This window comes from Pseudomonas sp. ASL9 (assembly GCF_056680335.1).
The window spans coordinates 5,283,337-5,307,681 of sequence record NZ_CM155277.1 but is presented as its reverse complement, the minus strand read 5'-3'; the positions used below and the strand labels follow the sequence as shown (position 1 = coordinate 5,307,681).

Below are 24,345 nucleotides of genomic sequence, written 5' to 3'. Positions count from 1 at the left end.
GTGTTTAAACCGACAACTCTACCAACAGCTTGTTCAGACGGCGCACATAAGCGGCTGGGTCTTTTAGGCTATCGCCTGCGGCCAGGGCCGCCTGATCAAAGAGAATGTGCGACAGGTCGCCAAATCGTTCTTCGCTCTGCTCGGTATCAAGCTTGGCAATCAACGGGTGGGCCGGGTTGAATTCGAAAATCGGCTTGGAGTCAGGAACCTTCTGGCCACTGGCCTCGAGGATCTGACGCATTTGCAGACCGAGGTCCTGCTCGCCAATCGCCAGAATCGCCGGTGAATCGGTCAGACGGTGGGAAACCCGCACTTCGCTGACAGCCTCGCCCAGAGCGGCTTTCAACCGTTCGATCAAACCTTCTTTATCCTTGGCGACTTCTTCCTGGGCTTTTTTGTCCTCTTCGGAATCAAGCTTGCCCAGATCCAGATCACCACGGGCCACGTCGACAAAACCTTTGCCGTCGAAGTCGCTGAGGTAGCTCATCAGCCACTCATCGATACGGTCGGTCAACAGCAGCACTTCGATGCCTTTCTTGCGGAAGACTTCCAGGTGCGGGCTGTTCTTGACCTGAGCGTAGGTTTCGCCGGTCAAGTAATAGATCTTGTCCTGACCTTCCTTGGCGCGCGCCAGATATTCAGCAAGCGCGACAACTTGCTCGCCGCCGTCTTCGTGGGTCGATGCAAAACGCAACAGACCCGCGATTTTTTCCTTGTTGGCGAAATCTTCTGCCGGGCCTTCTTTGATGACCTGACCGAAGTTTTTCCAGAAACCTTTGTACTGCTCAGGCTCGTTCTTCGCCAGTTTTTCCAGCATGTCCAGCACGCGCTTGGTCAGCGCCGATTTCATCGAGTCGATGATCGGATCTTTCTGCAGGATTTCACGGGAAACGTTCAGCGACAGGTCATTGGAATCGACCACGCCCTTAATGAAACGCAGGTACAACGGCAGGAACGACTCAGCCTGGTCCATGACGAATACGCGCTGGACGTACAGTTTCAGCCCACGCGGCGCTTCACGCTGATACAGGTCGAAAGGCGCACGACCCGGAACATACAGCAGCGAGCTGTATTCCAGCTTGCCTTCGACCTTGTTGTGGCTCCAGCTCAGTGGGTTTTCAAAATCGTGAGCGACGTGTTTGTAGAACTCCTGGTATTCCTCGTCCGTCACTTCAGTGCGCGGGCGGGTCCAGAGTGCGCTGGCGCGGTTGACGGTTTCCCATTCCTGCTCAGGTGCAGCTTCACCTTCGGCAGCGGCGGCCTGTTCTTTCGGCAGCTGGATCGGCAAAGCGATGTGATCGGAATACTTCTTGATGATGTTGCGCAGACGATAACCGTCAGCGAACTCGCCTTCAGCGCTTTTCAGGTGCAGAACGATACGGGTGCCGCGATCAGCTTTCTCAACGGTCGCGACTTCGAATTCGCCTTCGCCCTTGGACGACCAGTGCACGCCTTCACCAGCAGGCACGCCGGCACGGCGGCTGAACACTTCAACCTTATCGGCAACGATAAACGCTGAATAGAAACCCACACCGAATTGGCCAATCAGGTGTGAATCTTTTTTCTGATCGCCAGACAGGTGCTTCATGAAGTCAGCGGTACCCGACTTGGCGATCGTGCCCAAGTGCATAATCGCATCTTCACGGCTCATGCCAATGCCGTTGTCTTCGAGGGTGACGGTTTTCGCGTCCTTGTCGAAGCTCACACGGATTTTCAGCTCAGCGCCGCCTTCGAGCAGGTCCGGTTTGGACAAGGCTTCGAAACGTAATTTGTCGACAGCGTCAGAGGCGTTCGAGATCAATTCGCGAAGGAAAATTTCCTTGTTGGAATACAGCGAATGGATCATGAGGTGCAGCAGCTGCTTTACCTCGGTCTGGAAGCCCAGGGTTTCCTTTTGAGTTTCCACACTCATGGTTATCAAACTCCAATCAGATGGCACAAGCCGCATACACAGCGGCGGGATGTCATCAAAGTGGGGGCTGGGTCAGATTTTTCAAGGGCTTAAGCGTACCGATCTACGATTCTTCGATTTTAAAATGCGCCCGCGCCGTGGCAATCGGCTCAGCCGAGGTGCTCTGCCAGGCGGTAACAGCGACATTGGCCACCCGTCGCCCCTGCCGCCAGACCTGGCATTGTGCATAGGTGTCACGGCAATAGCCGGCGCGCAGGTAGTCAATCGAGAAGTCGATAATCTTAGGGGCAGAGCCCGAGCCCGTGGCAACCAGCAAGTGCATGGCCGCCGCCAACTCCATGAAGCCTGCGATCACACCGCCGTGAAGGGCCGGTAGCAGAGGGTTGCCAATGTTGTCCTTATTGGCTGGCAAGCGAAACATCAATTCACCCTCCAGACGCGAACACTCAATGCCGATCAGCCTGGCGTAGGGAATCAGCTCGAACAGCGCTTCATAGCTGTCCTGCTCATGGGCCTGGCGAATCTGTTCCTTGAAATCAATTGTCACAACGTACCTCCATTGACTGCGCCACCCAATCCTTTGCTGCCGTTCATGCCCCGGCCCTTGCCCATGCGCATGAACGTCCCAACCACGTGGGCGATGGGCTGTTGCGGGTCCTCCTGATAGGCAAACCCCCGGATAAAAATAACGTCGGTGGTGACCCGATAACACTGGGCAAAACCATAAACATCTTCGTGTGGCTGAGCAGAATGCATGTAGTCAATGCGCAGATCCAGGGTTGGACACACTTCGAATTCCGGCAGCACACAGAGCGTCGCAGCCCCGCAGACGCTGTCCATCAGCGACGTCAACGCACCACCATGGATCACACCCGTTTGCGGATTGCCGACGACTTTCGGGCTGTAGGGGAGGATCAGAGTCATGCCGTCGGCATCCGCGCTGTGGACCCGCAAACCCAGAACCTGACAATGCCTGAGCGCCGAAACAAAACGCTCCGCGCGCTTAAAGATGGAATTTTCGCTCATTGAACGTTGTCTCTGATTGTTCTTGGGTGACGCCAGCATAACCGCAGGGTAAAGCGCCCGAGGCATCAACCTTTATATATCTGTAGGAAAAGTGGAACTTAATTTGTGGCACGGTGCTCGAAAGGCGTAGATATCTTCATCATTCATAAGGAGAAACACCCCATGCGTAAATATCTAGTCTGTGCCCTGATGCTCTCTGCCACTTTGGGTCTCGCCGCGTGCGACAAATCCAGTGAAAACAAACAGCAGGAAGCCGACAAGGCGGCCCAAGAGTCACAAGACTCGATGAGTAAGGCCCAGGACAAAGTAAACGACGCAGCCAAAGAAAGTCAGGAAGCCGCTCAGAAAAACGCTGAAGCCGCTCAAGCGCGCACAAAAGAAGCCAATGATCAGGCGCCAGCCCCAACCACTACCAAGTAAGCTGAGCCGTTTTCAGGCCATAAAGCCCGCTATCAGTAGCGGGCTTTATGGGTGAGTGATACTTGCAGGCGTCATGCAGTGCCTGCCTACTGTCAGTACCCGCGCAACAGTGGGCTGAGCATCAATACCAACGAACACAGCAACCCGACAAACCAGGCCAGGCTGCGCAGGTTGGGAATATCCGCCAGATACGCCCCCAGAAAAATCAAACGCGCAATCACGAAAACGATGGCGATCCCATCAATTAAAAAGCCTTGAGTCTGCGTGGTATGGGCGACAAACACCCCCGCTGAAAACAACACGAACGCTTCGAAACTGTTCTGATGCGCCGCCAATGCGCGGGCGCCATAACCGGTCAATTGCGCCTGCTGGCTGCGCGGTAAATGGTTGTTATAACCGCCCTGCTCTTTCATCGCTTTGGCGACCGGAATCCGCGCCACATAAATCAGTACTGCACTGATAAACAAACACCAGAAGGGAATACTCATCACACTGCCGTCTCCTTGATCGGCCCCGCCGTGGGAGCCTCCATTTGGGTATAAACCATCACTTGCAACACGTCGGAATGAAACGCGCGCCGGTACAACACCAGCACCACTCCCGTACTCATCAACATGAATAACCAAGGGCAGACAAACCACGCAAGCATCGTCATGCCAAAGTAATAAGCGCGCAACCCAAAGTTGAACGGGCGTCCAACTTTTGGGGTGCAGCTCAAAATGGCCGGGCTTTTCTTTGTCTGGTGGGTCAGCGATATCGAGTCGCATCATTCGCAGCGGGACGCGTAGTTGCAAGCCTCCCACAGTAGATCGCATACCTCTGTGGGAGCAGGCTTGCCTGCGAATGGCGCAACGCAGTGTGTCTGAGCTGACCCCTTCGCGAATGAATTCACTCCCGCAGAAAGGCAAAAAAAACCGTCACCAGGTGTGAACTGCAGGGGTTTTTAATGATTGCAGCATGCTGCCAACAGGTCGCGATTTAGCATCGCGACGTGAATGCAGTGATCAGGCCAGCGCTTCGCGGCGTTTACCCAGCAGACGATCACAGATGAAGGCGCCGACCAGTGTAATCAACGCCGGCACCAGCCACGCCAGGCCCTGCTCACTCAAAGGCAGATGCGCCAGTCGAGTCGGCAGCCAATCAGCCAATTTCGCCACCTTGCAGGCCTCGATGAGACCGAACAACAGCGATACCAACATCACCGGCGCCACGATGCGACCTTGTGAGTGCCAGAAATCCTTGCAGAAGCTCAACGCCACCAAGACGATGCACGGCGGGTAGATCGCCGTCAGCACCGGAATGGAGAATAGAATCAGCTTAGTCAGACCCAGGTTGGACACCAGCAACGAAAACCCGGCCAGCAGGATCACCAGTGTTTTGTAAGACAGCGGCAAAATGTTGCTGAAATACTCGGCACAGGCACAGGTCAGGCCGACGGCCGTCACCAGGCAGGCCAACGAGATCAGCACCGCAAGAAAACCACTGCCCAACGAACCGAAGGTATGTTGCACGTAGGCGTGCAGCACGACGGCACCGTTGCTCGCACCTGCCGCTATCGCATGGCTGCCCGCTCCCAAGCGAAACAGGCAGATATAGACCAGCGCCAGACCAAGGCCGGCGATCAGCCCGGCCATGATCGCGTACCGGGTGATCAGTTGCGGCGAATCAACGCCTCGTGAGCGGATGGCGTTGACGATGACAATGCCGAAGACCAGCGCGCCCAGGGTATCCATCGTCAGGTACCCGTTGATAAAGCCCTGAGAGAACGGCGCCGCCACGTAAGCCGGCTCCGCAACACCGATGCCACCCGCGGGCAAGGCGAACGCTGCAATACCCAGCACGGCCAGCGCGAAGATTTTCAGGGGAGCAAGGAAGCGGCCCACAGTATCGAGCAGGCGGCCTGGATACAGCGACACCCAGAACACGACGATAAAGTACACCAGGCTATACAGGAACAACGCCAGGGGGGTGTTCCCGGTCAAGGGTGCCAGCCCCACTTCGAACGACACCGTTGCCGTGCGTGGGGTCGCGAATAACGGCCCCACCGTCAGGTAGCAGACTGCCGCAAGAATACCGCCAGCGACTTTGCCGATCGGACTGCTCAGGGCGTCCATTGCGCCGCCGACTTTAGCCAGTGCGATGATCGTGACCACGGGAAGACCCACCGCAGTGACAAGGAAGCCCAGCGCCGCCATCCAGACATGCGGCCCGGCCTGCAAACCAACGATAGGAGGGAAGATGATGTTGCCAGCCCCTACAAACAGGGCAAACGTCATAAAACCAAGTGCCAGAATGTCCTGGCCTTTCAACACTTTCATTACGGAAATACCACACTACTGAATCGGAATTTAGAGGGGGATCTCCCAGAGGGTTAGGGAAATGCGGCCTGTCCTTATAAGACAGACCCGTAAGGCGCAACGGCTCCTTGTGGGACCCGGGGCGCAAAATGGCAAGTAGCCTAACGAATCAGGTCATGGAACGCACTGTTGTAGGGCGCACTGTCCCATTAACGACTTTCAGTGTCGCATTTGTGACAGTCAATGCGTTGTGGGTGCCTGACCAACCTCAACGAATCCCCAGTCGCTTGGCCAGGCGACTCAGGTTGGCGCGGTCCAGGCCGAGTTCACGGGCGACGTCGGCCCACTTGCCCTGATGTCGGGTCAATGCCTCACCGATCAGCACCTTCTGATAAGCATCGACCGACGCCTTCAAGCCCTCGCCCTCCTTAACCCTGGGCACGTCGCCAGTCGTGACGTGCGCAACCATCGGCATGTCCTCATCCAGCCCTAGCGCAGAGGACTCAATGGTGAGAATACGTGGACGCTCGGCGTGGCTCGACAGGGCCTTGAGTGTGGCGCGACTGATCAAGTGTTCCAGCTCGCGGACGTTGCCCGGCCACGAATAGCTCACCAGTAGCTTTTGGGCGTCCGGGTTCAATCGCAGGCTGCGCAGCCCCATGCGCGCGCGATTTTCTTCAAGAAAAAACCCGGCCAACAAAAGTACATCCCGCCCGCGTTCACGCAGCGGCGGTACCCGTAACGGGTAGACGCTCAGCCGGTGATAGAGGTCGGCACGAAAACGCCCGGCACGCACTTCTTCGGCAAGATCGCGGTTGGTGGCGGCAATGATTCGCACATCAACATGGTGTTCCTGATCGGAACCCACGCGCTGCAACTGACCGCTCTGCAACACCCGGAGCAATTTAGCTTGAACCGGAAGCGGCAACTCGCCGACTTCATCGAGAAAAATCGTGCCGCCGTCGGCCAGTTCGAATTTACCGCCACGGCCACTGACTGCGCCAGAGAACGCGCCTTTGACATGGCCGAACAGCTCGCTTTCGACCAGCAACTCTGGCAGCGCCGCGCAGTTGAGGCTGATCAGCGGTTTCTGCGCCCGTGGCGAATTCAGGTGGATGGCTTCCGCCACCAGCTCTTTGCCAACGCCGGTTTCCCCGGTGATCAGTACCGACAACGCGCTGTTGCCCACCAGTTGAATCTCTTGCTGCATGCCTTTGTGAACCGGGCTCTGGCCAATCAGCTCACGCGGCCGACGCCCGCCTGCCGCACGTTTATAGACCTCAGCCAACTGGCGCTGATCTTCGAAGTTGCGCGCCAGTTGATTAATCCGCTCGCTGGCCATGACTGTCGCCGCAGCAAGGCCAGCGAACGCTTCGAGATTGTCCAGATCTACCCGGCCAAAGTTCGACGGGTCCAGCGCATCCAGGGTAATCAGACCCCAGAGTTTGTCCTGGAGGTACAACGGACAGCCGAGACAATCGTGGATTTCCAGATGCCCCTGATGGCCTTCGACCAAACCATCGTAAGGGTCAGGCAAGCCGCAGTCGGTGGAAAAACGGATTGGGCCACGACCCTCAAGAAGAAGCTTAAGCCGCGGATGCTCCTCGACCTTGAAGCGTCGGCCCAGGGTATCCGGGCTCAACCCGTCTACCGACAGCGGAATCAGCACATCGCCCTCGAGCTTGAGCAGCGCAACGGCATCGCAAGGCAGTATCTGACGCAAGGCGCGCAGCAGGCGTCGATAGCGTTCGTCATCCGGCAATTCGCGGGAAAGATCGGCGACCAGCGGCACCAAGGCCAGCAGTAAAGGGTTAGTCATTTAGACTCCAGTGATCAGCAGCACAACCTACCACGTAAGGCTAACTGCATGAACCGCCTGAAAGCGTTTACTCAATCAACATACTCCACATACCGCGCCATCCGGTTGGGGCGGCGGAAGGTGTCGATCTGATCGATCTGTCCACGTATGTGGTAGAGAGCCCCTTCAAACGTTTCGTCGTCCATGTCGATCCACAGTCGCGGATTGCGGCCGATTTCGCGGTCGTATTGGGCCGTCACAGGGTCGAGGTGACGGAATTCTTCGTAGCGCGGCAAGTCCGGCAGCGGGCGGCTGGTGTCCATGTAGTTCTGCAGGAAATCCCACAGGGCACAGCACAACTCGCCAGCGCCCGGCGGAACCAGCGCGCCAAAGTTGATGACGATATCCCGGTAGCGGTGAGCGATGTACAGCACGTTCATCGGCAAGCCCTGACGGTCCGGGGTCGTGGCGATGTAGGCGTCGAACTCATAGAACGGCGCGGTCAGTTCACCGATGGTGCCGTTCTTTTTGTATTCACCGTTATTGTCGTAATCGAACAGGGTGACGAGGCCGGTGCGACGGTTAATTTCCCAGATTGGGCCTCGGGAGGGTTTGACCCAGAATTTATGGAAATAGCGGATGACTAACGAGGCAAGAGCCCAGCCAATAAGTTGAGGTAATATAAATACATGGGCTGATGCTTCGATTAACGAAAGTAGAGCTTCTAAATAAGGCAGCCTTGATTTTGTGGCACCCGCTAGCAAAGTGATTATATAAACGGGGGATATGATAATGAATCCCCACTTCCCAAATAGGAGCATATACATCCAAAACCGGGAGCGTTTTGACCACAAGGAAAACCTGAAATGCTCGTGATCTTCCCGATCATGGAAGTCAACATGTTCATAGGGTGATGGCACATAAGTACCTAAGGCCAACTGCTCTTTCTTTTCCTGTTGACCTTTCTCTACACGACGCAGATTTTTTGGTGCCGCCTCTCTCAAAAAATCATCCGGTGCAACTTCCTGCGTCATACCCCACGGCAACCGCATCTTGGCAAAGCGCCGAATCCACGAGCGCTCTGCCGACGGCGGTTGTTTGGGAATACGGTCGGAACGATAGGCCGTGGCCGCATAGTAAGACGAGTTCATGGCCGTCATTCCTGGCTCGGCGCTTTATGGGTGGTTTCGTCGGCCCAGAACAGTTGTTTGACTTCCTCGAAGTTCGCTTTGGCATGAGCCGGACCGAATGGCGTTGGATCTTTCGGCGGCGGCGCGGGGAAGACCCAAGTGCGATCCCCGTCCTTCAATGACAGTTGCGCACGGACCAACCAGCGGTATACATGGGCCGGTGTGCTTTGCGACGGTTCCGCTGGCTGGTTACGTGGCAACGTGACAAAGAATTCCAGCCCATTGGGCAAGGACCGGTAAGCAACAGGTTTCTCCTGGGTCAGTTGACTGCGCTGATGACTCCATTCGTGGCGCGACGTGTAATAGGCTTCTGTCTTTTGCAATCGGCATTCAGCCAGCATTTCGAGTTCCTGACTCAACAGCCCCGGCAGATTGCTCTCGATCAGAATGCAGGTATTGGCCTTTCGCACGTCCATGGGTACCGGATCCCAGTCATTGATTTTGGGGGCGAATTCGTGGTCCGGATTAGGGCGCGAGCTGATGCGAATATCGGCAAACAGGCTGACCAGGTAGTAGAAGGCCTGCTGGGGATCTTGCAGGTGGGGAATTCGGTCGCTGAAGGGACCGAAGGGGCCCGCGCTGAGCCAGTCTTCGACCGCGTTACTGCTGAGCCAGTAGGCGATGCCCGCACCGACGCTGATCAATATCAAGCTGATCCAGCCCATTGGCCCCAAGCCGAGGAAGGTGCTGCCGCCGACCATCAGACTGCCGGCGATGCCGGTCAAGCCCCCTGCGGCCATCAGCAAATGACCCCACATGGCGTTGTCCCCCCATTGATAGGCTTGCCAGGCGTCGGTGACATCGCCGTTCATCGCAAAGGAGTCCATTTGCGCGGGAGTCATGGCAAGGCTGGCGAACAGCCGACTGACAAGGTGCATGGCGGCGACATAGTCGAAACCGTCGAGGCTCAGGTGGTCGGCCAGGGTTTGCTCGGTTTCCGACTGCTGGAGGGCATCACTCAGCAACGAGTTCATGGCCGTCATTCGCCGCTCGGCGCTTTATGGGTGGTTTCATCAGCCCAGAACAGGTGTTCGACTTTCTCGAAGTTCGGTTTGGCGTAGGTCATGTCCCTGGAATTCAATCGACATACTCCACATAACGCGCCATCAAGTTCGGGCGGCGGAAGGTGTCGATCTGATCGATCTGGCCACGCATGTGGTAGAGAGCCCCTTCAAACGTTTCGTCGTCCATGTCGATCCACAGTCGCGGATTGCGGCCGATTTCGCGGTCGTATTGGGCCGTCACAGGGTCGAGGTGACGGAATTCTTCGTAGCGCGGCAAGTCGGGCAGCGGGCGGCTGGTGTCCATGTAGTTCTGCAAAAAATCCCACAGGGCACAGCACAACTCGCCAGCGCCCGGCGGAACCAGAGCGCCGAAGTTGATGACGATGTCGCGATAGCGGTGGGCGATGTACAGCACGTTCATCGGCAAGCCCTGACGGTCCGGGGTCGTGGCAATATAGGCGTCGAACTCATAAAACGGCGCGGTCAGTTCACCAATGGTGCCGTTCTTTTTGTATTCGCCGTTATTGTCGTAATCGAACAGCGTGACGAGGCCCGTGCGACGGTTGATCTCCCAGATGGGGCCTCGGGAGGGTTTGACCCAGAGGTGGGGGAAGTAGCGGATGACTAATGAGGCGAGTGCCCAGCAGAGTAGAGGGATGCCTAACAACCAAGAGTAAAGCCCTGACATTAACTCTTTCGCTAGATCGCTCCAAGATTCTTTTAAGGAAAGTCCAAGGGCGACGAATGAAAATAAGCTTAACGGGAGTAGAAACAAAAAAAACCCTTTACCAAATATAAGTAGGTACACCCAGAATTGTGATTTTTTCGACCATAACGAAAACCTGAAACACTCATGATCCGCTTGATCATGAAAATCAACATGTTCATAAGGCGCCGGGACATAAGTACCCAGTGCCAACTTTTCTTTCTTTTCCTGTTGACCTTTCTCCACATGACGCAGGTTCCTTGGTGCCGCTTCCCTCAAAAAATCATCCGGGGCAACTTCCTGCGTCGCACCCCACGGCAGACGAATTTTGGCAAAGCGTCGTATCCACGAGCGCTCTGCCGAAGGTGGCTGTTTGGGTACACGCCCAGAATGATAAGCCGTGGCCGCGTAGTAAGACGAGCGTATGGGAGTCATTGGCCGCTCCGCGCTTTATGGGTGATTTCGTCGGCCCAGAACAATTGTTCGACTTCCTCAAAGTTCGGTTTAGCGTGAGCCGGGCCAAAGGACGTTGGATCTTTAGGCGTTGGTGCAGGGAACACCCAAGTTGAACTGCCATCGGTCACTATCAGTTGGGCGCGGACCTTCCATACAGCGTGTACCGACACAGAGTCGTTCGAGTGCGAGGCTTCGATGCGCGTATTCAGGGGTGTCTCGACGAATATCTCCAAGGCATCGTGCAGTCGCCGGTAGGCATTGGGCTTCGCCTCGGGGAATAGCTGGGTTTCCTCGTGGGTCTGCCCATTCAAGCGGTCATGGAGTCTGCGCACTTTCAGCATCGCGCACGAGACCGTGAGGCTGAGGTCGCCAAGCCCGGTCAGCAGGCCGGGCAAGTTGCTCTCGATGCGGATGCGGGTATCCGCTCTGCGTACCTCAACGGGCACCGAATTCCATTCCTGGTGGTAGGCGGGAAGTGTGTATTCCGGATTGCGCTCAACGGTGATCCGGATATCTGCGAACAGACTGACCAGGTAGTAGAAGGCTTGATCTGGATCTTGCAGGTGTGAAATTCGGCCATTGTCAGGCCCGAACGGACCCGCGCGGAGCCAGTCTTCGATGGGCGAAGCACTCAGCCAGTAAACCAGCCCCAGGCCAACGCTGATCGCTATCAACATGATCCAGCCCATTGGGCCCAAGCCAAGGAAGGTGGCGCCACCGACCATCAAGGTGCTGGCGATGCCGGTCAGGCCACCCGCAGCCATCAGCAGATGCCCCCACATGGCATCGTCGCCCCATTGATAGGCATGCCAGGCGTCATAGAGGTTGAGGCCGACAAAAATCGCCCCAGCTACGATCTGACCGAGCAAACGGGTGGTGACTGTATCGACGAGGCGCTTGGCTAGCTTTGCGCCCAATACTTGAGTGCTAAAAGCTTGAGGGATGACAAAAAGGGTTTTGCGAGCGACGGCTAGGATGGATTGGCTACCGACTAGTTTTACGGTTAAAGCTTCCATCGCAATTGTTAAATCAGCTCCAGCGCCTAGTAGACCTAATCCAACCCTGACGCCTCCCTTCTCTCTATAGGCCAGTTCTCGACTGTTCCACTCACTCCTCAAATTCCACAATTCCAACATCCCCACCGCCGCCGCAAACGGTGTCGAGTTCAGCGCCCGATACATCCACTCGCTCTGCAATGCATTCCGACTCTTCACCGCATCCTGTATGGCCGTTCCCTGAGTAGTGGTCTGCGCGGCCATATTCAGTTGCCATGCCGCATTGACGCGTTGGTTCACGCCGCTGATCAGTCGCGACATCCGATGATCGTGGGGCATGGCGATGACCACGGTATTCGCTCGCAGGTCGCCCCCGGTGCGGTAATGCTCCTGGCCAACCTTCGACAACCCGGAGGGGCCTCGATAGTCGAGGTGAGGCCGTCGCAGGCGCTCTGATATCTCAGGCAGGTCGGTCAGGCCGAACACGTAGTAGTTCTTGTTTCTCGCCTCTTGGTGGCGAATGAAATGTGCATCGCCAAAGGCCCCTGGCAGCATGCTGCGCAGTTGCGCCAAGGCCCGTTGGCGTTGGCGCATGTTCAGCGCCGGGGCTGGGCGTTCGGTGCCAGGGACCGGGATGTGATGGGTTGCGTGCAGCGCCTGTTCCGCCACATCCACCGAACCTTGCAGGTTTTCGTGGAAACTGATCAAGGTCGCCGCGACGACTTTCAGGGTGCCGGTCAGGGTGTTGTTGAGGCTGCCGCTTTCCAGCAAACCCGCCAGTAAATGGGCGTCGAGCGTATTGAGTTGCGTGGCATCGACGGCGTCGCTGTTGATGGCCCTGAGCAGTTCGTTCGGCCGAAAAAGACCGTTTCCGCCATTGATGTCTGCGACCGTGGGCTGAACATACGGCGCCTCCATGTCCTGCTGTGCGAGGTCGGGCCACAGCATCCGATGCAACCCATGCCCTTCTTCATTGGCAATTCGGCTGATCAGTTGTTGCCCGGCACTGGCCTTGGGGCTGTAGAGGCTGATGCCAGTCACCGCGTCAGTGACATCGCCGTTGACCGCAAAGGGGTCCATTTGCGTGGGGGTCAGGGCGAGGCTGGCGAACAGCCGACTGACGAAGTGCATGGCGGCGACGTAGTCAAAGCCGTCGAGGCTCAGGTGATCGGCCAGGGTCTGTTCGGTTTCCGGTTGTTGCAGTGCGTTGCTCAGCAGCGCCTGACTCATGTCCAACTGACGCCAGAGTTGCGCTCGTTCGCCGGTGGCGGTGAAGCGGTTGATGTCGATCCGGCCCTGATCCTTGAGCTTCTCCATACGCTGGTGCAGCGGATTTTTCTGTCCACCTAAGGTCTGCGGCACGATCAGTTGTTGCACCAACAGCGCGCTGGCGTGGTGAGCGTAATGGCTGGCGCGCTGGGCGCACAGGTTCAGGAGGTGTTGCTGGTCGTGAATCCGCGTCTGTACGTGGCGCAGGCGATAGTGCGCGTCGTGCAACAGCACGCCGTACAGCTCGCGTTTTCGTGCACTTAACAGCACATCAGCCACCGCCGGCTGCTCTTGCCAGAACTCCTCGGCGATCTGGGTTTCGGGATTACACACCTGTTCCAGCCAATGGGCCCAGGCGCCGGTTTCCACAGAGGTTGGCTGATAGGCCACTTCACCCTTTTCACAGCGAACCACATGCTGGCGCGCTGCGCTCAAGGCAATGATCGGGAACTGCCCGCTCAGGTCGCACAGGTAGCGGCCCGGTTGGTCGAGCAGCCATTCGTAACCGGGCTGCCGGGCGCGTTGCGGGGCGACCAGGCTGACCGGAAACGCGTGTTGCTTGAGGTTGAGCCAGGCGACATGAGCCGCGCCCGCCGCAGACTGATTGGCCGCGTCATAGGCATCGAATGCGCTGAACGCCTCAAGCATTGCGGCGCCGTCCGATTTATCGCGGAACACACGCTTGACCTTGTCTTGCGAGCTGCGCAAGTCCGGACTTTGGCAGCGTTGGGCGCGCAACGCCGGGTCTTGCTCAAGACGTCGCAAGCGCGGCCCGCTGAGCTGCACTTCGCTGAAACAGAGCTGCGGCGACACCTGTTGATCGTTCCAGTTGGACGGCAGCCAGATGTCTTCCAGCGCTTGCCCGGTGGCCAGTCGAGGGCCGGGGTCGATCTCGTCACCCATGCGATAACGGTTCAGGTCGATGTCGTGATAGGTGGTCTGCTCGTCTGCGACCCGCACTTCCAGCTCGCGCCACAGCCGGTCGCCCAAAAAGACATAAATGAACCCGGCGCGGCACAACACCGGCGTGCCGTGATCGTGGGCACTGTTGGCGCCGGGCAACGCGACGAAGGGCACCACTGGCACGATCTGGTTCCACTGCGCGTCGAACTGGCGAAGGGTGATCGCGACCTCGGGCAAGAGCAGACGAATGGGACTGCCGTCGACCGTGTCGATTTCCAGCCACAGGCGGTGGGTGTAGTCACTTTTCCAGCTCCAGACGTGCAGGGTGCTGGCAGTGAAATAGGGACTGTCTTGGGTTTCAGGCCGGTCTTCGCTTGTCAGGGCGTCCAGGCGTTGAGCGCCGGTTTTGTCGTAGATGGCCAGACGCTGACGGGTAGAATGCTGATTGCCGGTGACCTGCACGATCAGCTTATTGATTTCGCAGCAGGGGCCGTCACTCAATGTGCTCTTGGCCATATCAGGACTCCTGTCCAGTCGGGTTGGATTGCTGGCGGTGCTGTTCAAGGGCGTGACGCTGCTCTATAGCGAGCGTCAGCGGCCGGGTGGGGGTAACGGGGTTCCAGAGTTCCGCATGCGGGTTGTCCACGCCTTGCCACTCGACCTCGCTCGGTACGGATGCCGAGGCATGCCAGCTCAAACGACAGATCGGGCCAAGCCAGAGGTTGCGATTTTCATCCGTGCAGGCGGGAAAAAAATGGCTGGCAACGTTCGGATTCCAATAACGCAGCATGCCTTTGCGAGTCGGTTCGAAGCGGACGATGAGCATATGCCGCAGGTGTTCAAGCAACGCTTCACGGGAATGTTCGCTTTCAATGATCAGTCCCGGCCAGTTGTCAGGTGCGTGTTTCATTGCCTGCAACAGCGACCCCTGATGATTGTCTTTCACCAACAGCGGGCTGAATTCGGAGTAAAGCGCCAGTTCAGTAGAGCCAAACAGCTGCACGAAATCAGGATGATCAATCTGCCGAAAAAGAGCGGGAAGCAAATCGTCGGTGCGCTCCAGGAGCATCCAGTTCGTCATGACACTGCTCCCGAGTTCATGGCTTCGCGGCAGGCACAGTCCTCAAGCGGACAGTCCGCAGGTGTACCGCCTTCGGGTTTTTGGCATAGTTCTACGATGGAGGCGTTGCCTCGTAGCTTGCGCTGTAATGTGATGCTCACTTGAGCGGCCTCTATCGTGCCAGCCTCAAGTGCTTGAGTACTCCCCGGCGCCAACGGCATCGCTGGTGTGCCCGGCATTGGCGCGCCGCCCACCAGAATGGGCACGCTGCTGAAAATGCCGGCCGGGTTAAGGACGATATGCTGGCCTCCGACGCTCAGCGTCAGGCCTAGACCGGCGTTGATGATGATGTCGTTACCGGTGATGTGCACTTCTTGCCCGGCCTCCATCACCAGCGCCTGACCCACCCGCGTATGGCTACTGCCTGCCACCTGCAGATGATCGCCCGCCAGCAGCTGAACCTTGCGCTCGCCGGTGGTGGTGCGGTGCTCTTCACTTTTGAGTACCGAGGTGCTGTTGCCCTTGATGGTCTCCAGGCGCTGACCACCCACTTCAGTGCGGCTGTCGTTCTGAATCAGTTGTTCCATGTCGCGCTGGGCGCGCAGGTAGACCCGTTCCGAACCGCTCTTGTCGTCAAAATGGACTTCGTTGAAGCCCGTGCTCGCACTGGAACACCGGCTGCGAAAGACGCTTTTGGTCTTGTTTTCTGGCAGTCCATGCGCAACGGGGTTCAGATTATTGGGCAGGCAGCCGACGATAACCGGCCTGTCGGCATCCCCTTCCAGGTAGGAAACCAGCACCTCCATGCCCACCCGGGGAATGGTCACGGCGCCATACCCGTCGCCCGCCCAGCTGGACGCGACCCGCACCCAGCAACTGGTTCTTTCGTCGTCCTGTTCGCTGCGGTCCCAGTGGAATTTGACTTTCACCCGACCGAATTTGTCGCAGTAGATTTCTTCATTCACCGGGCCGGTGACCCTGGCGGTCTGGATGCTGTGGATTCGCGGTTTCGGGTGTTCCAGCGCCGGACGGAACTGGACGGCTTCCGGCAGGGCGGTGAAGGTGTTGCGGTAACCCTGAACGATGCGCCCCTCTTCGACCGAGCGGCTGTCGGCCAGCTCCTCAAGCACCTGCGGCTGTCTTGCTTCATGCTGCACAAAAATCAGCACCCAATGGGTTTCGGGGGCGTAATCCTGAACCAGGTGCAAGCGCGATCCGCTGCGCAAGAGTGGTGCATCACTCTCACCCTCCGCCAGGCGAAACCCGGTTTGATGGCGCTCAAGCGTACGCCGGGATAACGCGTCACCACGCCGCCTCTCTTCGAAATTCCCGGGGTAGACGTAATCCTCCAGGTAGGGACCGTATTTGGGGACTTCGCCGCTCTCCCATTGCGCCTGTGTTCGCATGGGGTTTTGCAGGCTCTGCAGCGGGATATGGGCCTGTTTGAAGTCATGGTCGCGCAGGGCGACATGATTGGTTTGCGCGGTCAGACGTACGCCGAAGGCCTTGACCGCCGGACCTTCTGCCACCAGGCCGCTCACCGGCTTGAGCGGCAACACCAGCGGGGACTTTTGCGGAAATCGGGTTTCATCGTCGGCAAAAATCAGGCGATGACTGTCAGGCGTATGCTCAAACCGGTAGAAAATCCCCTCTTCCTCGCATAACCGGCTGAGAAAGTGCAGGTCCGACTCGTCGTACTGAACGCAATAGTCACGCGGCGCCATAACCGCCGTGATGCGGTCGAACGATGCATCGGTGCCATTGAGCATGTGGTGCCCTTTCAGCACCTCAAGAATAATCGCCGGCACGGTCATTTGCTGGAACGAACGGCGATGACTGGAATGCTGCAAAAAGGCCAGATAAGGTGCCAGCACCAGATGGTAATGGGTGAATCCCTTGCTTGTTTCGCCTTGGCGGATCGAATAAATATGACCGTGCAGCCCCTGCCCTTGCGCCCCGAAGTTCAAGTAGGCCGCTTTATGCAGCAAGCCGTCCAGCGCGTGGGATGAGCGCCGACTCACCAGTTCGATGTTGATTTCATAGGGTCGACTCAGCGCCTCGGTCCCGTGAAAACTCAGTACCTGCAAGTCAGTTTGCGGCTTCCCGTTGATGTCCAGAGAGAACGTCGGGGTAAGGGCGGTATAAGACATGCGCGGATCTTCGTGTTGAAAGGGGCAGGCAGTTTCGTTGACGATGTGCGTTCACACAGCCAGCCAGCACCTCTAGGCCTTGTAGGACGGTTCTTGTGATGGGGTGGGCTTGTGCTTACGGATTCAGGGCGCTGTCATCTGCCAAAAGCCACCGCTGGCTGCGCTTGCCAGAGTTCATCGGCGATCTGGGTTTCGGGATTGCACACCTGCTCCGGCCAAAGGTCCCAGGCGCCGGTTTCTATGGAGGTGGGCTGATAGGCAGCTTTGCTCTTTTTATAGCGGACCACATGCTGGCGCGCTGCGCTCAAGGCAATGACCGGGAAGGCATGCTGGCTGAGGTTGAGCCAGGCGACATGAGCCGCGCCCGCCGCAGACTGGTTGGCCGCGTCATAGGCGTCGAATGCGCATCACAAGCCCGCTGTAGACGCGGACCGATGCAGTTTCCTAAACTGTCGCCTGTGATCGCGCGATGGGTGTAGATCTGGGGGCAGCAACTGATGAACCGCAATGAATTGCGCAAGGCTGACATCAACTTGATGGTGGTCTTCGAAACCCTGATGCAAGAGCGCAATGTGACGCGGGCCGCGCAAAAGCTTTTTCTCGGGCAGCCAACGATCAGCGCTGCACTTAACCGCCTGCGAGTATTGTTCAACGACCCGCTGTTTATCAGAATCGGCCATCGCATGGAACCGACCGCACGGGCCGAGGAGATCATCCTGCACCTGTCGCCTGCGCTGGACGCCATGTCGGTGGCGCTGAGCCTGAGCCACGACTTCGATCCCGCAGTCAGCACCATGACTTTTCGCATAGGCTTGTCCGACGATGTCGAGTTTGGCCTGCTACCACCCCTGTTGCGCGCCTTGCGCCAGGAAGCGCCGCAGATCGTGTGCGTGATCAAGCATGTGGACTCCTGGCGCATCCCGGACATGCTGGCCTCGGGCGAAATAACCATTGGCGTCAGTCAGACCCGTGAGCTGCCGGCCAATGCCAAGCGCAAGCTGCTCAGACAAACCAAGCCAAGGGTGCTGCGCGCCGATGCATCATCCACCCCGCTGACCCTGGATGAGTACTGTTCACGCCCGCACGTTGTGGTCTCCCACATCGCCAATGTCAGCGGTTTTGCTGACGAATGGCTCAAGGCGATCGGCCGCAAGCGCCACGTGGTACTGGCGATTCCGCAGTACAGCACCTTGCCCGCCCTGATGGCGGGCACCGACTTGCTGGCAAACCTGCCCGACTACACCGCCGCAGCCATGTCAGCCGCCTCAAGCCTGCTGTTCGATGAACCGCTGCCCTTCATTACGCCGACCCTGGACCTGTCCATGGTCTGGCTGAGCATCAATGACACCGACCCGGCCGAACGCTGGCTGCGCTCCCGCCTGGAGTCATTCATGAGCAACATGCAGCAAAAAAACCCAACGACTGGAATAGCGTTTGGAGTCAACCAAATCGCCCAGTGATGTAGTCCTCGGTCTGAGTCTTGGACGGTTTGGTGAAGAGGGTATCGGTGTCGCCGTGCTCGATCAGTTCACCCATGAACATGAACGCGGTGTAATCCGAAACCCGCGCTGCCTGCTGCATGTTGTGGGTGACGATAATCACGGTGTACTGTTCTTTAAGGTCAGTGATCAACTGTTCAATGCGCCCGGTGGAAATCGGGTCGAGGGCCGACGTCGGCTCGTCCAGCAGCAATACTTCGGGACGCAAAGCGATCGTGCGGGCGATGCACAGACGTTGCTGCTGTCCGCCAGACAGGCTTTGTGCACTCTGCTTGAGTTTGTCCTTGACCTCATCCCACAGCGCTGCGCCATTCAGAGCCTGCTCGACGCGCTCATCCATTTCGCGACGTGACAGCCGCTCATGGTGACGTACAGCGTAGGAAATATTGTCGTAGATCGACATCGGAAACGGCACGGGCTTTTGGAACACCATACCAACGTGGCTGCGAAGGCGGTTCATTGAATAACCCGGTGCAAGGATGTTTTCGCCGTTTAGCAGCACTTCGCCCTTCGCTTCTTGCTTGGGGTACATGGCGTAGATGCGGTTGAACACCCGCAGCAGTGTCGACTTCCCGCAACCCGAAGGCCCGATGATCGCGGTGATGCGTTTCTCCGGAATATCCATGTCGATGGACTTCAGCGAACGCTGGTCGTTGTAAAAAAATTCCAGGCCGCGCACCCGGATTTTGGTGCGCTCATCAGCAAGGGAAAGTCTATTCATCAGGTCAACCTATTGCGCAAAAGGATCAAGCGGGACAGCAGACTGAGCACCAACACGAACAACGTCAGTACCAACGCCCCCGCCCAGGCCAGGGAATGCCAGTCATCGAACGGACTCATGGCGTACTGGAAAATCACCACTGGCACGCTGGCAATGGGCTTGAGCAGGTTGCTGCTCCAGAACTGATTGCCGAATGCGGTAAACAGCAGCGGCGCCGTTTCTCCGGTAATCCTGGCCAACGCCAGAATAATCCCGGTAACGACCCCGGCTTTGGCTGCACGCAGAACAATCTGCAGGGTCATTTTCCACTGCGGAACGCCCAAGGCCAGCGCGGCTTCACGCAGGGTGGCGGGTTGCAGCTGAAGCATTTCGTCAGTGGTGCGCACCACAACAGGGATCACCAGCAAAGCCAAGGCCAAGGCGCCGGCGATGGCCGAAAATCCCACCTGGTGGTTGGTCAGCAGGTTGAGCGGCAGAATCACCCCGGTGTAGATGAACAGCCCCAGCACGATGGAAGGTGCCGAAAGCAGGATGTCGTTGACAAACCGAATGGTGGTGCCCAACCGTGAATGCCGGGCAAACTCTGCCAGCCAGATCCCCGCCATCAGGCCAATCGGCGTGCCTATCAACAAGGCTATCCCAGACATCAGGGCGCTGCCGTAGAACGCGTTTGCCAGCCCTCCCTCAGTGCCCGGGGGGGGCGTCATCTCAGTAAACAGGCGCAAGTTCAGGGCCTGGAAGCCATTGATAATGGTGGTCATAAGAATCCACACCAGCCACAACAAACCAAATACCGTGGCGCCACAGCTCAAGACCATCGCTACCCGGTTTTTCATCGTACGGCGTCGATAGAGACGCTCGTTGCTTGTCAGGTCCTTACTCACAGCCCCTCCTTACGCGAAAGGCGCATCAGCATCAATCGCGCCAGTGCCAGCACGATGAAGGTAACGATAAACAGTAAGAAGCCCAGCGCGATCAACGCCGAGCGATGCAGGTCGGTGTAGGCCTCGCTGAATTCATTGGCGATCACCGAAGCAATGGAACTGCTCGGCATCAGCAAGGACGCCGAAAACTGCTGTGCGTTACCTAGCACGAACGTTACCGCCATGGTCTCGCCCAAGGCACGGCCGAGCCCCAGAAACACACCGCCTACTACCGCTGAGCGGGTGTACGGCAGGACGATGTCCCAGACAACTTCCCAGGTGGTACTGCCCAAGGCGTACGCAGATTCCTTGAGCGTGGTGGGCACGCTGCGGAACACTTCATGCATCACCGACGTGATGAAGGGCATGATCATGATGGCCAGGACAATGCCGGCCGTCAGCATGCCGATCCCCAGCGGTGGCCCCTGGAACAGCGAACCAATCAAGGGCAGTGCGCCCAGGTAATCATTGATCCAGGGCGACAGGTATTGGGCCATGAACGGGCCAAAGACAAACAACCCCCACATGCCGTAAATAATCGATGGGATCCCGGCCAGCAATTCGACGGCCGAGGCAATCGGCATGCGCAGCCAGGGTGGCGCTACTTCAGTGAGAAATATTGCAATGCCGAAACTCACGGGCACGGCGATCAACAAGGCCAGCAGTGACGTAACCAGCGTGCCGTAAATCGGCACCAACGCGCCGAAGTGATTATTGACAGCGTCCCACTCGGTACTGGTGAGGAAGTCCAGGCCAAACGTCCTGAACGCCAGACTGCCGCCCCATAAAGTGGACGCAGCAATACTGGCCAGCAAAAACAGGACCAGCAGCGCGGCGCCTTTCATCGAACGTCGGAACCAGAGGTCATGACGATGATCGCGGGCAGCGCGTGTATTGGCTAGGGTGTCGCCGTTGGGGAGAGTCGTGGACATAGCGTAGGTGTTTTCAGTCATCAAAGGTCCACTCACAAAAACGCCTCCCCCACCGAACCTGAACGGGTCGATGAGGGAGAGCCGAACGCTTCAGATCAATGACTGAAGTCAGACTTCCAGTACCCTTCTATGCGCTGGACCAGCGAGGCTGGCAGCGCGACATAGTCCAGGGAGGCAGCTTGCTGCTGGCCGTTTTCCAGGGACCACTTGAAGAAGTTGAACGCGGCCTGGCTCTGCTCGGCATTCTTCGGCTGCTTGTACATGATGATCCAGGTGGTCGCCGTGATCGGCCACGCGTTGTCACCCGGCGCGTTGGTCATGATCAGGTTGAAGTCCTTGGCACTGGTCCAATCGGCCGTGTCAGCAGCGGCCTGGAAGGCCTTGGCGTCAGGCTCGATGAACTTGCCGGCGGCGTTCTTCAACTGCGCGTGAGTCATCTTGTTTTGCAGGGCATAGGCGTACTCGACGTAGCCGATCGAGTTCTTGATCTGCTTCACGTACGCGGCGACCCCTTCGTTACCCTTGCCGCCAACACCCACCGGCCATGGCACGGCAGTGCCGAAGCCAATTGCGCTCTTCCAGTCAGGACTGACCTTGGCCAGGTAGTTGGTAAAGTTGAATGAAGTGCCCGAACCGTCAGAGCGGTGAACCACGGTGATATTGCCGGCTGGAAGGTTTACGCCAGGGTTTAGCTGCGCAATGGCCGGGTCTTTCCAGGTGGTAATTTTGCCGAGGAAAATCTTCGCCAGGGTCTCACCGTCGAGCTTGAGTTCGCCAGGCTTGACGCCCTCGACGTTCATTACCGGGACGATACCGCCGATCACGCTGGGGAACTGACCCAGGCCCGCAGCCTTTAGATCATCCGCGGACAACGGGGCATCGGAGGCACCGAAATCCACGGTAGCTGCTTTGATCTGGGCAATACCGCCGCCCGAGCCAATCGACTGGTAGTTGATACGGTTGCTGTTGGTTTTACCGTAGTCCTGCGCCCACTTGGACAGCACCGGGAAAACGAAGCTCGAGCCCGCACCGGTTACATCGGTCGCATGTGCCATGCCGCTCAGGCACAGCGAGGCCAGCAACAGTGACAGTCGATTTTTTGTCAGCAACATCAGGCAACACCTCAGCAAGGAGTTTTTGTGGGCACGCCCACAAGGAATTAGCCGTGACGATTTAATGCTCAAAATATTTCCGTTTGATGACAGATGATTCGAGATGTTGCGAGATGAGGAGGTATGGCGAGACGTAAGGAGGTGTTGCGTAGGCAAAACACTCGCCCGATAAACACTCGGCGCTCGACGTAATAGCCGGACGCTGACTGCCGGTTTTACGTGAGTGGATCACTCGGCTTGATCGTCGAACCACAAGCACGGGGTGATTTTCTGGATGCTTCGCATGGAGTCTCTCCTATTGGTGGACGTCGCGATTACCCCTTAGTCGTTTTAGATTCCCCGGAATCGACAGCGTTCGCAAAAAAACGGTAAAGCCGAAGTGTCGCCACTTCGGCTTTGTCGTTTCTTTACCGCGTGAACGGTCAGCGCTGAAGCCAATCCATCAACCGCGACGGGCATCCAGGCTGAAACGGCCAGCACCGAAAGCGATCACTTGCAGCAGGCCACCGGCCATGGCGATGTTCTTGAAGAAGTGGATGAACTGATTCTGGTCAGCCAGGTTGTGGTGGAAGGCAAACGCCGTGACGACGGTGAACAAGGCCATGATCGCAGCAACTGTTTTGGTGTGATAGCCGAGGACCAAGGCAATACCGCCGCCGACTTCAACCAGAATTGCCAGGCCCAGCGCCACGGCCGGAAGTGGCAGGCCGACCGACTGGATGTAGCCGATCATCATCGCCGGAGCAGTGATTTTCGAGAAACCCGACAGCAGGAAGATGGCGGCAATGAAAATCCGGCCGACCAATGCCAGGCTGGCGCGGGTGGTCGATGCGTCGGAAACGTTCTGGATCGAGGTTGAAACGGCGGATTGCGACATGGGATTTATCACCTGATTAAGTCAGCGAAACCGGCATGGCTTGCTGCGATGGGTGGATTCTGGCACCTCCGCAGATGACGCAATAGCCGACTAATTTTGACGTTTATGTTCTATTTTTTCGAACATACGTTATCGGGGCTCAGCCAGCCGCTGGTAAAGTGCAGCAGTAGGTTCGAGGAAATAAACATGAGTTCTGATCCAGGCACACCGACCTTTGACCAACTGCGGGTATTTCTGACGGTGGTCGAAGCCGGCAGTTTCGCGGGGGCGGCGCGAAAACTACACCGGGCGACCTCGGTGATCAGCTATTCCATTGCCAACCTGGAGTCGCAACTGGGCGTGCAGCTTTTCGACCGCAAAACCACGCGCAAACCTCAACTCACCATTGCCGGGCGCACCGTGCTGATCGAAGCGCGCACCGTATTCAGCGGCATCGACGGCTTGCGAGCCAAGGTCAAGGGCCTGGTGCATGGCCTGGAAGCAGAGGTCCATCTAGCGCTGGATGTGATGCTGCCCGCCTCCCGGGTGGTGGATGCGCTCAAAGTCTTTCGTAGCGAATTCCCGACGGTGTCGCTGCACCTGAGGATTGAGGCGCTGGGGGCGGTCACCCAGCTTGTGCTGGAGAGGGCATCGACCCTTGGCGTCAGCGGCCCACTGCATGCGGACATTGGCGGCATCGAACGCATCGGCATCGGCGGTATCACCCTGATACCGGTCGCGGCTCCCGATCATCCACTGGCCCTCGGCAACCCGAACCCGCCAGGCGCCGCGCGTGAGCATGTGCAATTGGTGCTCTCCGACCGGTCACCGCTGACTCAAGACAAGGAGTTCGCCGTGGTCAGCCCGCGCACCTGGCGTCTGGCCGACCTGGGCGCCAAGCACATGCTGCTGCGTGAAAGCATCGGCTGGGGCAATATGCCGACGCACATGATCGAGGAAGACCTCGCCAGCGGCCGACTGGTGCAACTCGACCTGCCCGAATCCAGAAGCAACCCCTACAGCTTCGACGTGATCTACCGAACCGATACACCCCCCGGCCCGGCCGCCCGTTGGTTGATCGAACGGTTTATCCAGCAGGTGAGCTGAAGAGTGCGA

The 24,345-nt window shown here is 57.8% G+C and carries 21 protein-coding genes and 1 pseudogene; 3 read left to right on the top strand and 19 right to left on the bottom strand.

Annotated features, from left to right (window positions below; all coding sequences use genetic code 11):
- Window positions 1-4: 4 nt before the first annotated feature.
- From htpG to AC1ME2_RS24565, 3 genes are all read right to left on the bottom strand, one after another.
- Window positions 5-1,912, bottom strand: coding sequence for a molecular chaperone HtpG (htpG, locus tag AC1ME2_RS24575; protein WP_480437571.1), 1,908 nt, complete (start codon window positions 1,910-1,912; stop codon window positions 5-7).
- A gap of 103 nt (window positions 1,913-2,015) precedes the next feature.
- Entirely contained in the window at window positions 2,016-2,459 is a 444-nt protein-coding gene (locus AC1ME2_RS24570; RefSeq protein WP_480437569.1) for a PaaI family thioesterase, read from the bottom strand.
- Entirely contained in the window at window positions 2,456-2,938 is a 483-nt protein-coding gene (locus AC1ME2_RS24565; protein WP_480437567.1) for a PaaI family thioesterase, read from the bottom strand. The genes AC1ME2_RS24570 and AC1ME2_RS24565 overlap by 4 nt, the downstream gene beginning before the upstream one ends.
- A 162-nt stretch (window positions 2,939-3,100) precedes the next feature.
- Between AC1ME2_RS24565 and AC1ME2_RS24560 the strand changes: the two genes are divergently transcribed.
- The gene (locus AC1ME2_RS24560; protein ID WP_480437564.1) at window positions 3,101-3,358 is read left to right on the top strand and encodes a hypothetical protein; all 258 of its coding nucleotides are present in this window, start codon (window positions 3,101-3,103) and stop codon (window positions 3,356-3,358) included.
- Window positions 3,359-3,450: 92 nt separating this feature from the next.
- Here the strand turns inward: AC1ME2_RS24560 and AC1ME2_RS24555 are convergent, their stop codons facing one another.
- The 11 genes and pseudogenes from AC1ME2_RS24555 to AC1ME2_RS24505 all read right to left on the bottom strand — a co-directional run bounded on the left by AC1ME2_RS24555 (window position 3,451) and on the right by AC1ME2_RS24505 (window position 17,494).
- The gene (locus AC1ME2_RS24555) at window positions 3,451-3,846 is read right to left on the bottom strand and encodes an MAPEG family protein (protein ID WP_480437562.1); all 396 of its coding nucleotides are present in this window, start codon (window positions 3,844-3,846) and stop codon (window positions 3,451-3,453) included.
- A pseudogene (locus AC1ME2_RS24550) lies at window positions 3,846-4,046 on the bottom strand (DUF599 family protein); the annotation flags it as partial. The pseudogene AC1ME2_RS24550 and the gene AC1ME2_RS24555, both read right to left, overlap by 1 nt.
- A gap of 316 nt (window positions 4,047-4,362) precedes the next feature.
- Window positions 4,363-5,676: a branched-chain amino acid transport system II carrier protein gene (gene brnQ, locus AC1ME2_RS24545; protein WP_480437561.1), complete on the bottom strand. Its 1,314-nt coding sequence runs from the start codon at window positions 5,674-5,676 to the stop codon at window positions 4,363-4,365.
- 247 nt (window positions 5,677-5,923) lie between these two features.
- A complete protein-coding gene (norR, locus tag AC1ME2_RS24540; protein WP_480437560.1) occupies window positions 5,924-7,474 on the bottom strand; it encodes a nitric oxide reductase transcriptional regulator NorR in 1,551 nt (516 codons plus the stop codon).
- A gap of 71 nt (window positions 7,475-7,545) precedes the next feature.
- Window positions 7,546-8,604, bottom strand: coding sequence for a hypothetical protein (locus AC1ME2_RS24535; protein ID WP_480437559.1), 1,059 nt, complete (start codon window positions 8,602-8,604; stop codon window positions 7,546-7,548).
- A gap of 5 nt (window positions 8,605-8,609) precedes the next feature.
- Window positions 8,610-9,617 (bottom strand): hypothetical protein, encoded by a 1,008-nt coding sequence (locus tag AC1ME2_RS24530; protein WP_480437558.1) that lies wholly within the window; start codon window positions 9,615-9,617, stop codon window positions 8,610-8,612.
- A gap of 103 nt (window positions 9,618-9,720) precedes the next feature.
- Window positions 9,721-10,788: a hypothetical protein gene (locus tag AC1ME2_RS24525; protein WP_480437557.1), complete on the bottom strand. Its 1,068-nt coding sequence runs from the start codon at window positions 10,786-10,788 to the stop codon at window positions 9,721-9,723.
- Window positions 10,785-14,492, bottom strand: a complete 3,708-nt coding sequence (locus tag AC1ME2_RS24520; RefSeq protein ID WP_480437555.1) for a hypothetical protein — start codon at window positions 14,490-14,492, stop codon at window positions 10,785-10,787. The genes AC1ME2_RS24525 and AC1ME2_RS24520 overlap by 4 nt, the downstream gene beginning before the upstream one ends.
- A 1-nt stretch (window position 14,493) precedes the next feature.
- A complete protein-coding gene (locus tag AC1ME2_RS24515; protein ID WP_480437553.1) occupies window positions 14,494-15,057 on the bottom strand; it encodes a DUF4123 domain-containing protein in 564 nt (187 codons plus the stop codon).
- Complete coding sequence (locus tag AC1ME2_RS24510; protein ID WP_480437551.1) at window positions 15,054-17,186, bottom strand: type VI secretion system Vgr family protein; 2,133 nt, start codon at window positions 17,184-17,186, stop codon at window positions 15,054-15,056. Before AC1ME2_RS24510 ends, AC1ME2_RS24515 begins: the two co-directional genes overlap by 4 nt.
- A gap of 134 nt (window positions 17,187-17,320) precedes the next feature.
- The gene (locus AC1ME2_RS24505) at window positions 17,321-17,494 is read right to left on the bottom strand and encodes a hypothetical protein (protein ID WP_480437550.1); all 174 of its coding nucleotides are present in this window, start codon (window positions 17,492-17,494) and stop codon (window positions 17,321-17,323) included.
- A 189-nt stretch (window positions 17,495-17,683) separates the two neighbouring features.
- Between AC1ME2_RS24505 and AC1ME2_RS24500 the strand changes: the two genes are divergently transcribed.
- A complete protein-coding gene (locus AC1ME2_RS24500) occupies window positions 17,684-18,646 on the top strand; it encodes a LysR substrate-binding domain-containing protein (RefSeq protein ID WP_480437548.1) in 963 nt (320 codons plus the stop codon).
- Here the strand turns inward: AC1ME2_RS24500 and pstB are convergent.
- The 5 genes from pstB to AC1ME2_RS24475 all read right to left on the bottom strand — a co-directional run bounded on the left by pstB (window position 18,627) and on the right by AC1ME2_RS24475 (window position 23,250).
- Entirely contained in the window at window positions 18,627-19,406 is a 780-nt protein-coding gene (gene pstB, locus AC1ME2_RS24495; protein WP_480437547.1) for a phosphate ABC transporter ATP-binding protein PstB, read from the bottom strand. The genes AC1ME2_RS24500 and pstB overlap by 20 nt on opposite strands.
- On the bottom strand, window positions 19,406-20,290 hold the full coding sequence (pstA, locus tag AC1ME2_RS24490) for a phosphate ABC transporter permease PstA (RefSeq protein ID WP_480437546.1): 885 nt from the start codon (window positions 20,288-20,290) through the stop codon (window positions 19,406-19,408). The genes pstB and pstA overlap by 1 nt, the downstream gene beginning before the upstream one ends.
- Window positions 20,287-21,282, bottom strand: a complete 996-nt coding sequence (pstC, locus tag AC1ME2_RS24485; RefSeq protein ID WP_480437544.1) for a phosphate ABC transporter permease subunit PstC — start codon at window positions 21,280-21,282, stop codon at window positions 20,287-20,289. The genes pstA and pstC overlap by 4 nt, the downstream gene beginning before the upstream one ends.
- Window positions 21,283-21,356: 74 nt before the next feature.
- Window positions 21,357-22,373: a phosphate ABC transporter substrate-binding protein PstS gene (gene pstS, locus AC1ME2_RS24480; protein ID WP_480437542.1), complete on the bottom strand. Its 1,017-nt coding sequence runs from the start codon at window positions 22,371-22,373 to the stop codon at window positions 21,357-21,359.
- Between the two features lie 442 nt (window positions 22,374-22,815).
- Window positions 22,816-23,250, bottom strand: a complete 435-nt coding sequence (locus AC1ME2_RS24475; RefSeq protein ID WP_480437541.1) for a DoxX family protein — start codon at window positions 23,248-23,250, stop codon at window positions 22,816-22,818.
- A 186-nt stretch (window positions 23,251-23,436) separates the two neighbouring features.
- Here AC1ME2_RS24475 and AC1ME2_RS24470 point away from each other — a divergent pair, with 186 nt between their 5' ends.
- Complete coding sequence (locus tag AC1ME2_RS24470; protein WP_480437540.1) at window positions 23,437-24,336, top strand: LysR family transcriptional regulator; 900 nt, start codon at window positions 23,437-23,439, stop codon at window positions 24,334-24,336.
- Window positions 24,337-24,345: the final 9 nt, after the last annotated feature.

What these genes read in the sequence shown, in the direction of transcription:
- htpG (WP_480437571.1), bottom strand. Translation starts at nt 1,912, where the DNA reads ATGAGTGTGGAAACTCAAAAGGAAACCCTGGGCTTCCAGACCGAGGTA.
- AC1ME2_RS24565 (WP_480437567.1), bottom strand. Translation starts at nt 2,938, where the DNA reads ATGAGCGAAAATTCCATCTTTAAGCGCGCGGAGCGTTTTGTTTCGGCG.
- AC1ME2_RS24560 (WP_480437564.1), top strand. Translation starts at nt 3,101, where the DNA reads ATGCGTAAATATCTAGTCTGTGCCCTGATGCTCTCTGCCACTTTGGGT.
- AC1ME2_RS24555 (WP_480437562.1), bottom strand. Translation starts at nt 3,846, where the DNA reads ATGAGTATTCCCTTCTGGTGTTTGTTTATCAGTGCAGTACTGATTTAT.
- brnQ (WP_480437561.1), bottom strand. Translation starts at nt 5,676, where the DNA reads ATGAAAGTGTTGAAAGGCCAGGACATTCTGGCACTTGGTTTTATGACG.
- norR (WP_480437560.1), bottom strand. Translation starts at nt 7,474, where the DNA reads ATGACTAACCCTTTACTGCTGGCCTTGGTGCCGCTGGTCGCCGATCTT.
- AC1ME2_RS24535 (WP_480437559.1), bottom strand. Translation starts at nt 8,604, where the DNA reads ATGAACTCGTCTTACTATGCGGCCACGGCCTATCGTTCCGACCGTATT.
- AC1ME2_RS24530 (WP_480437558.1), bottom strand. Translation starts at nt 9,617, where the DNA reads ATGAACTCGTTGCTGAGTGATGCCCTCCAGCAGTCGGAAACCGAGCAA.
- AC1ME2_RS24525 (WP_480437557.1), bottom strand. Translation starts at nt 10,788, where the DNA reads ATGACTCCCATACGCTCGTCTTACTACGCGGCCACGGCTTATCATTCT.
- AC1ME2_RS24520 (WP_480437555.1), bottom strand. Translation starts at nt 14,492, where the DNA reads ATGGCCAAGAGCACATTGAGTGACGGCCCCTGCTGCGAAATCAATAAG.
- AC1ME2_RS24515 (WP_480437553.1), bottom strand. Translation starts at nt 15,057, where the DNA reads ATGACGAACTGGATGCTCCTGGAGCGCACCGACGATTTGCTTCCCGCT.
- AC1ME2_RS24510 (WP_480437551.1), bottom strand. Translation starts at nt 17,186, where the DNA reads ATGTCTTATACCGCCCTTACCCCGACGTTCTCTCTGGACATCAACGGG.
- AC1ME2_RS24500 (WP_480437548.1), top strand. Translation starts at nt 17,684, where the DNA reads ATGAACCGCAATGAATTGCGCAAGGCTGACATCAACTTGATGGTGGTC.
- pstB (WP_480437547.1), bottom strand. Translation starts at nt 19,406, where the DNA reads ATGAATAGACTTTCCCTTGCTGATGAGCGCACCAAAATCCGGGTGCGC.
- pstC (WP_480437544.1), bottom strand. Translation starts at nt 21,282, where the DNA reads ATGACTGAAAACACCTACGCTATGTCCACGACTCTCCCCAACGGCGAC.
- pstS (WP_480437542.1), bottom strand. Translation starts at nt 22,373, where the DNA reads ATGTTGCTGACAAAAAATCGACTGTCACTGTTGCTGGCCTCGCTGTGC.
- AC1ME2_RS24475 (WP_480437541.1), bottom strand. Translation starts at nt 23,250, where the DNA reads ATGTCGCAATCCGCCGTTTCAACCTCGATCCAGAACGTTTCCGACGCA.
- AC1ME2_RS24470 (WP_480437540.1), top strand. Translation starts at nt 23,437, where the DNA reads ATGAGTTCTGATCCAGGCACACCGACCTTTGACCAACTGCGGGTATTT.